The 6,847-nt window shown below is 39.3% G+C and carries 5 protein-coding genes and 1 pseudogene; 1 reads left to right on the forward strand and 5 read right to left on the reverse strand.

The features are described 5' to 3' along the window. Window positions 1-409, forward strand: a 409-nt coding sequence (locus ABYK33_RS12475) for an HPF/RaiA family ribosome-associated protein (protein WP_373033581.1), incomplete at its 5' end; no start/stop codon positions are given. A gap of 136 nt (window positions 410-545) precedes the next feature. Here ABYK33_RS12475 and ABYK33_RS12480 read toward each other — a convergent pair. From ABYK33_RS12480 to ABYK33_RS12500, 5 genes and pseudogenes are all read right to left on the reverse strand, one after another. Then, window positions 546-1,046 (reverse strand): type II secretion system protein, encoded by a 501-nt coding sequence (locus ABYK33_RS12480; RefSeq protein WP_373033582.1) that lies wholly within the window; start codon window positions 1,044-1,046, stop codon window positions 546-548. Further along, window positions 1,046-1,873, reverse strand: coding sequence for a type II secretion system protein (locus tag ABYK33_RS12485; RefSeq protein ID WP_373033583.1), 828 nt, complete (start codon window positions 1,871-1,873; stop codon window positions 1,046-1,048). The genes ABYK33_RS12480 and ABYK33_RS12485 overlap by 1 nt, the downstream gene beginning before the upstream one ends. After that, window positions 1,873-2,547 carry a type II secretion system protein gene (locus tag ABYK33_RS12490; RefSeq protein ID WP_373033585.1) on the reverse strand — a complete coding sequence of 225 codons (675 nt, stop codon included), beginning with the start codon at window positions 2,545-2,547 and terminating at the stop codon, window positions 1,873-1,875. Before ABYK33_RS12490 ends, ABYK33_RS12485 begins: the two co-directional genes overlap by 1 nt. Then, complete coding sequence (locus tag ABYK33_RS12495; RefSeq protein WP_373033586.1) at window positions 2,541-6,332, reverse strand: hypothetical protein; 3,792 nt, start codon at window positions 6,330-6,332, stop codon at window positions 2,541-2,543. Before ABYK33_RS12495 ends, ABYK33_RS12490 begins: the two co-directional genes overlap by 7 nt. 334 nt (window positions 6,333-6,666) lie before the next feature. Next, window positions 6,667-6,847, reverse strand: a pseudogene (locus ABYK33_RS12500) (hypothetical protein); the annotation flags it as partial.

The following is a 6,847-nucleotide window of genomic DNA, read 5'->3' on the forward strand; positions in this document are numbered from 1 at the left end:
CAAGCAGGAACGTCATCGCGGTATCTCACTCGAATACACTCTCAACATAGCCGGTAAGAACACTATTATCATCAAACAAAAAGATGATGACCTTTATGCTGCTGCCGACCTGGCAACAGACCGCACACAAAAAGCACTTCGTCGTCTCAACGACAAGATCAACGATCACCGCAATGAAAGTATGAACGAGGCTAAAAACGGCACACATGGTGTCGACCTGCAAAGCGCTAAAGAGAGTTCTGACGATGAGATCGTACCGTTGGAGCTGGACCTTTACAAACCTCGGGAAGTTGGAGATGTGTTAGACGAACTTAAAGAGAGTAATAAGCAGTTTGAGATCTTTATTGATATTGACGGAAAAACACGCGTTCTGTACAAGCGAAGTGACGGGAAGTTTGGGCTTTATTAGCCCATTCATCATAAAATAGTTTTTCAGCTCTAATACTGCTTTACAGTGCCAAAAAACTATATCAACTTTTTTATTGCGGTCTAAACTTTTATATTTATGAAACTTCAATCAATAGAAACTTAGTGCAACACGTCTCTTAAATTTTTTGCAATGTTCGACGATGATAACGGATTGGCTCACTTAGCATCAAACCAGGGCTATCTGAAACATATACATCAATTAACATTGTTCCATTGGATTCTGCTGTACTAATTGTATTTATGAAATTCATACATTGATTAGCCGCAGTGTTACCAATCGTAGAAAACCCGATATACTTAATTGAAACATTTACATCTAACAACGGGTTTCCATTTGGACTATATTGAATGTTAAAACCATTTAAGCAAGCATCATCTGCATTGCCTACAACGTTGTCAACTCCATCTCTGTCTACACCTGATACTCGTAGAATAGCATATTCAACAGCACTTTTAGCAAGGAGTTGTGCCTGTTCGTTGACATATGTGTTAGTCGTACGTTTGGCCGTTTCTGTTGTAGTCGACAACATATAAGACAATAACGTGGCAATAAGGATCATAAAAAATATCGCCATGATCATTGCAAATCCGCCACGTTCACGTTGATAAGGTCTCATTAGAACACCACCTTTTCTTTACAGACAGAGTAATCACCAACACCAGTGACATTAGCGTCAGTGACACAAACTTGTATGACCAGAATATCACCTATTGACGTAAATTTAAAACTGCTGACATTTTCCATGATCAAAGCCTCAGATCGAACTCCAGGTGTATCAATATTATCACCATCCCATGGCTGATATTCATAATAGAACTTAAGATCTGTTCCATCTAAATGAACAGCATAAGCTGTTTTTGAAAATTGATAGTATTCATAAACATCAGTTCCATTAAAATCGTCTCCATTCGATGATGTTATACTGGTACCACTGATAGTCACTGGGTGTATTGCCGCGGTTTGATCGCTAATGGCACCTGTCCAACCAAAATTTGAACTCAAGTCGACATCAGAGCCGATGAAAAACAGAGCACCGGACCCTGTAGGCAACTGTGTCCCTGGAGTATTTAAACTACCAATTGACGAAGCTTGCAGATCAATAAAACCACTCCAATCAGGATTTGTATTGCCTGTTGTTCCACGCCACCCGTCAATATCAACGCCTATCCATTCTAATATTATCTCATTACCGGTATTGCTTCCGATCGGTTCTACACTGCCATTCAAGGCATCTCTTGCTATAGTCGAATCTTTAATACGGTACTGAAGACGGTTAGCGATCTGTTTAACCGCTGCTTCACTTTGATTTTCTAATCGATTAAAGGTGTTGGAGTAGACATAATTCTCATAGATCTTGTACAAAATATCAGCCCCAAATTTGGACAAAATACCAAAAATGACGATAACGAAGACGAGTTCAAGTAAAGTAAATCCCTTACGCATTATTCCATTCTCCTCTTGGCATAGTCAATTTCACCGATATTGCAGGTATAGGCACGCAGTCTGGCAATCGTAAGGTTAGTTCCGTCAATTGTCGCATTGACCTCAACTTGTGTCATCTTTACATTACTTGTCACCCCTGTTCCCAAAGTTGAATCACTAAAGACAAACGTACCGGGTGTATCAGATATATAACCCCTTATGACATCCACTGAATAGATATTTTTATAACCGGCAGCTTCACTTGCACTTGTAGTATCTAAAACATCAGTAAGCGTAATCGTCTCTGTCTGATCTGGCGGTGTAGTGTTACTAAAAAAGTTACGATGTAGATCTTCATCTAAACCGCCTTTTCGCAATGTACTATTTACTTCTCGGTTGTAAACTGCATCACCGCCTGTATCTAAAATCTTAGAAAGTGAAACACCTGTCACATCTCCCTCTAATGAAGCATCATCCCATAATAATGTTGTCGTTCCAGACAAGACAGCCGAGACTAGGAAAATTGCCTCTTGTGCCACATTCCCTTCTAAAGCCTTATTGTTAACCTGTATCATCATTGGTATCGTCAACATAACTACAGCGATAACGACAATGGCAAAGATCAGTTCTATCATTGTAAACGCTTTACGCGAGTAGACCCTGATTGGAGTTAAAATAGATGCAAACTTTACCATCTGATTCTCCGATTAGTATTTTTTCTGAGATTACCTGAAGTACTAGTATCATCATTAACAGATGTATCTGCTCCACCTGAACCAGACCATTTACCCGGTCCATAATACTCCAGTTGGCCACTTACCTGAGTTGCACCTGCTTTATATTTATCATATATTAACCAGCTCTTTGTCTGCCCAGGTTCAGTAACATCCACTGTTACCTTATATGGGTATCCCTTATTAGTGTCATAAATAAATGTCCCTTTTGTTCTCGATCCATCCGATGGGTCTGTAGCGTACGCTGCACTTACGTTGGATATTGGAGCCGAACTGGTAACATTTCCGTCACTAGCTGGAGTATGAAGCGTATTTTTATACCAGTTTACACTGTCAACACTTCGCTGCGGAGTGGTAAGAAGCTGAGTAATCAAGGTCTGATTGGCATCTTTGTCACCATAGAACTCATAATAAAATATCGGATAACCTGTACATGTTGAACCGATTCCACACATCGTACGAGTTCTTGCCATATGTGTACGTCCGTATACGAAGGTTACATTATCATCGGCATTATCTGTACCATCAATATAAGCAGTTCCTTCTGTCGCACTACCCGTATAAGTAGAGTTAACATCTACTTTTGAAAGCCCTCCTACAATAAATGGATTAATAGGGGTATTTGTTGTTCTTGGGTAGTTGAATGCCAAACGCAATGTTTCGTTATCTTCATTCCAAGGAATAGATTTAACACCTGCGTTGAATTCAAGGAGTTCCGATACATTTATGTCATCTGTCACAGCAGCACCTAATTGTGAGCTATTAGGAACATCAATTAGAACGGTCAATGGATTTTCATAGAAAGTGTGACCAAATGCTGGTTGGGTAAAGTTCTTTGTCGTGCTGTTTTGTTCAGTCTGTGCAATAATCGTAACACCAAAACGTGCTGACATATTGAGGTCATTTGAGAGATACGTAAAAGTATCACCCATACTGTTGTTATGTAGGTCATCTATGGTCACAGCGAAGTGGTGAGGAATAAATGTAGCATTTTTATCACCACAAACGTAAGCTCCGTCTACAGAACAGTCATGCGATGTTGGATCATTTAGATTATTTATATCAACCGCTGACCAGGTATAGTCCTCAATATGGATTGAGATATCACCTACATCGTCATAGGCGTATGGAACTGGTGTTGCGATTCCATTTATCGTCGTATAACCATCGGTAATATTAAAATCAGATCCCCATGTCCCTATACCAAACATTGACGCATTGGCTTCGCCACCTTCACCCCAATATTTTGTAGGATCAGCTACATAAAGATTCGTAGACACCTGGTTATACCCAACAAGACTGCTGCTGGTTCCGTAATGGACAGCATTGACGTTCAAGTCATAGTCCTGTCCCGCGCGCATCAAGTCAGGATAGCTGATATCCGTGCTGTTTATGTCAAATTTTTCAGGACGAATCGCAAAGTTGTCTGACGAACATGTAGCAGGAAAAGCACCGATACTACATTCGAAACAGCCATATTCAGTATCATACGGATAAGCACCAATACCACCGTTACTTGCATAGCAAGGTTGACCATTTGCAGTATAACAACTTTCATATGCATCTTGTCCGAAAACAGCTATATAGTTTTCAATAGCCGTATTAATTTGGTCATTATTATCATTAGCATTGGCGATCATACATGCAGGGATTCCTTCGACAACACCACCTGTAGAACTTCGTTGAACACAATTTATGCCCGCATCATTAATCAATTCGTTAAAATCGACTGTTTTGTACTGAAACCTTAGATTTTTTCTTGCTTCTGGTGTACTCCCATCTGGAGTGTAAGCCATTATAAAAGGCTGGCTTGCAACAGCCGTGTCGCCTACATTGATGATACTGACCACCGGTTCACTTCCCCCCGGAGTTGTCATTAAAGAAACACCGGTGGCTGATTCGCAGGTTTCACCAGCCGCTAGCGCATCTATGTCAACTAGCTTATATAACACTGTAATCGAAGAGTATTGATTTGCAGGATCAGCTGTATAGTCTTGCGGAACAGGGGTCGTTCCATAAGCACCTAAATAGACCGCATTCATAACATAGTTGTCTTTACCAGACACTTTGGTACCAATCCATGATACATATGATCCGCTCGCTGTACTATAACTGTCGACAACATCCACTTGGGCCGCATTTTCTGAAATATTTAAAGGACTGGCACCGCCGGCACAAGATGAGACTTTTCCAGCATATGTGACACCACCTTTTTCATAAGTAGCATATAGAATAATATCGCCAATAGTACTACCGCTGTAATATGTTCCCGTATCGCTGATAGAAATATTTGTGTCTGGGGTGAACAAGCCCAAATCGTATTCATAACCTCCCCCATAACCGCTATAGTCTGTTATATTCAAGTTTGATTTACGTTCACATGTAGAAGACGGTTCACATATTCCGTTATCAATATTAGGGTTATAAAGTTTAGTAACAACCACAGAAGACAATGCCTCTGTAAGGTTAGCGTTTCGTACTACTAAAGAGGCTGTACACGTATAGGATGGATCAACCGTATAATATGACATACCCGTTAAGTCCGAACAGGTATTTGGATGGTCCCACACAGATGTTGAATTGGTATAACAGACATCTGTAGCACTGCTTGAATCCACTACAGTAGTCGTGACTGAAGCATCGTTATTTAAAATGTCAGTGTCATTATCACTGTAAACAGTTACCGTATTGGTGATTGATCCCGCAGTACTCGGTGCTGTTGCAGTTACGATAATTGTCTTAACTATTCCAGGAGCAATAGAAGCATTCCCGTCCAATGTACAGGTCAGAATTGGCGCTGTTTGAACACATGTCCAACCTGTCGAGTCTGCATTTGTTTGCGTTTGATCAACTGACAGACCGGCAGGGAGTTCATCTTGTACTGTGATACCCGTAGCATCAGAATATAGGCTGCTATTTTCTACATCGATAATATATTGAAATACTCCATTCACAGCTATTGTACTGATAACACCAGCTGTATTAATAGCTGTTTTTGTCACATTTAGATCTGAAACAGTTGCCAATATTGTGATTGTAGCTGTATTAGGCAAGACATCACCTAGTTCCTGCTCGCCTGAAGTTACCGCTGATATATTAACATTAAAGGAATCACTTATATTTAAATCTGACGGTACATCAATTGTTATAGCTTGTGATAGAGTACAAATACTGCCAGTTGAATCATCCGCTGAAAAAGTTACTAGTCCTGTATTGCTTGCATTGACCTCATTGACATAAGTTACATTGATGTCTTCTCTATTTGGACATTTATTTGCCACAATATACATCTCTACAGACGTTGTTCCTATTCCAATGTTTTTTGTAACAGGGGAAATAGAGATATCTGGCTTGTTTGACGGTGGTGGTGATATTGTTATGGTCGATGTTGAGTTAGTATCGATTGCAAACGTTTGATCACTTGTAGCGCTTATGCTAACTGCAATAGAATCACCTACGCCTAATGTACTTGGGATATCAACTGCTACAGTCTTATCAGGCGTACAGGTACCATTTGCAAACGTGACACTGCCTATTAGAGTTGAATTAGCATCGTAAGAGTACTCCACTGTAATTGGTTTTTTGTTAGGACATTCGCTAACTGAAATAATCAAATACACGGATGTAGTCCCCAATTCCACCGATTTTTCAGTAGGGGAAATAGAAATAACAGGACTATTTTCTGTAGCACCAAAGAGTACAGTCATACTCATAAAAACAATAAAGAATAATTTCAAAATTTGCATTCTTTTCACCTTTCATCATTATCAATAATACAGACATTATAGTCCAATATTTATTATAAACACAGATATACTTTAGATGTTATTAAAAAAACAATATAGGTATAAAGAAATGTAATAATAGTTTGTGAAAATTATGGCTCAGGGGTTAAGGACACCTTCATGTTACCTGGTATTGAGGAAGAAATATAACGTTAATTACAATAATGGAATTGATCTAATAACAAATTGATGAGACGTACAACACGTTAAGTCATACATTGTTTGATATCTAAATATAGAAAGTAGATGTGGCATATAATAGAATAAGCCACATCAACTCTAATGTAAGAAAATTTTAATATGCGCCTGTAAACTTAAAGACCAAAGAGCCGTAGCCTTCAGCCAAGTATGCAACATTTGCAGGGTTATCTGAATTTGAGAACGTACTATTGATGCGTGCTCCAATTTCAATTCCAAAATGCTCTGTAATATCAATGTTTACACCCGCATCTGCCCCTGCATATGGATTATTAATA

The organism is Sulfurovum sp. (assembly GCF_041562805.1).
Lineage (GTDB): Bacteria > Campylobacterota > Campylobacteria > Campylobacterales > Sulfurovaceae > Sulfurovum.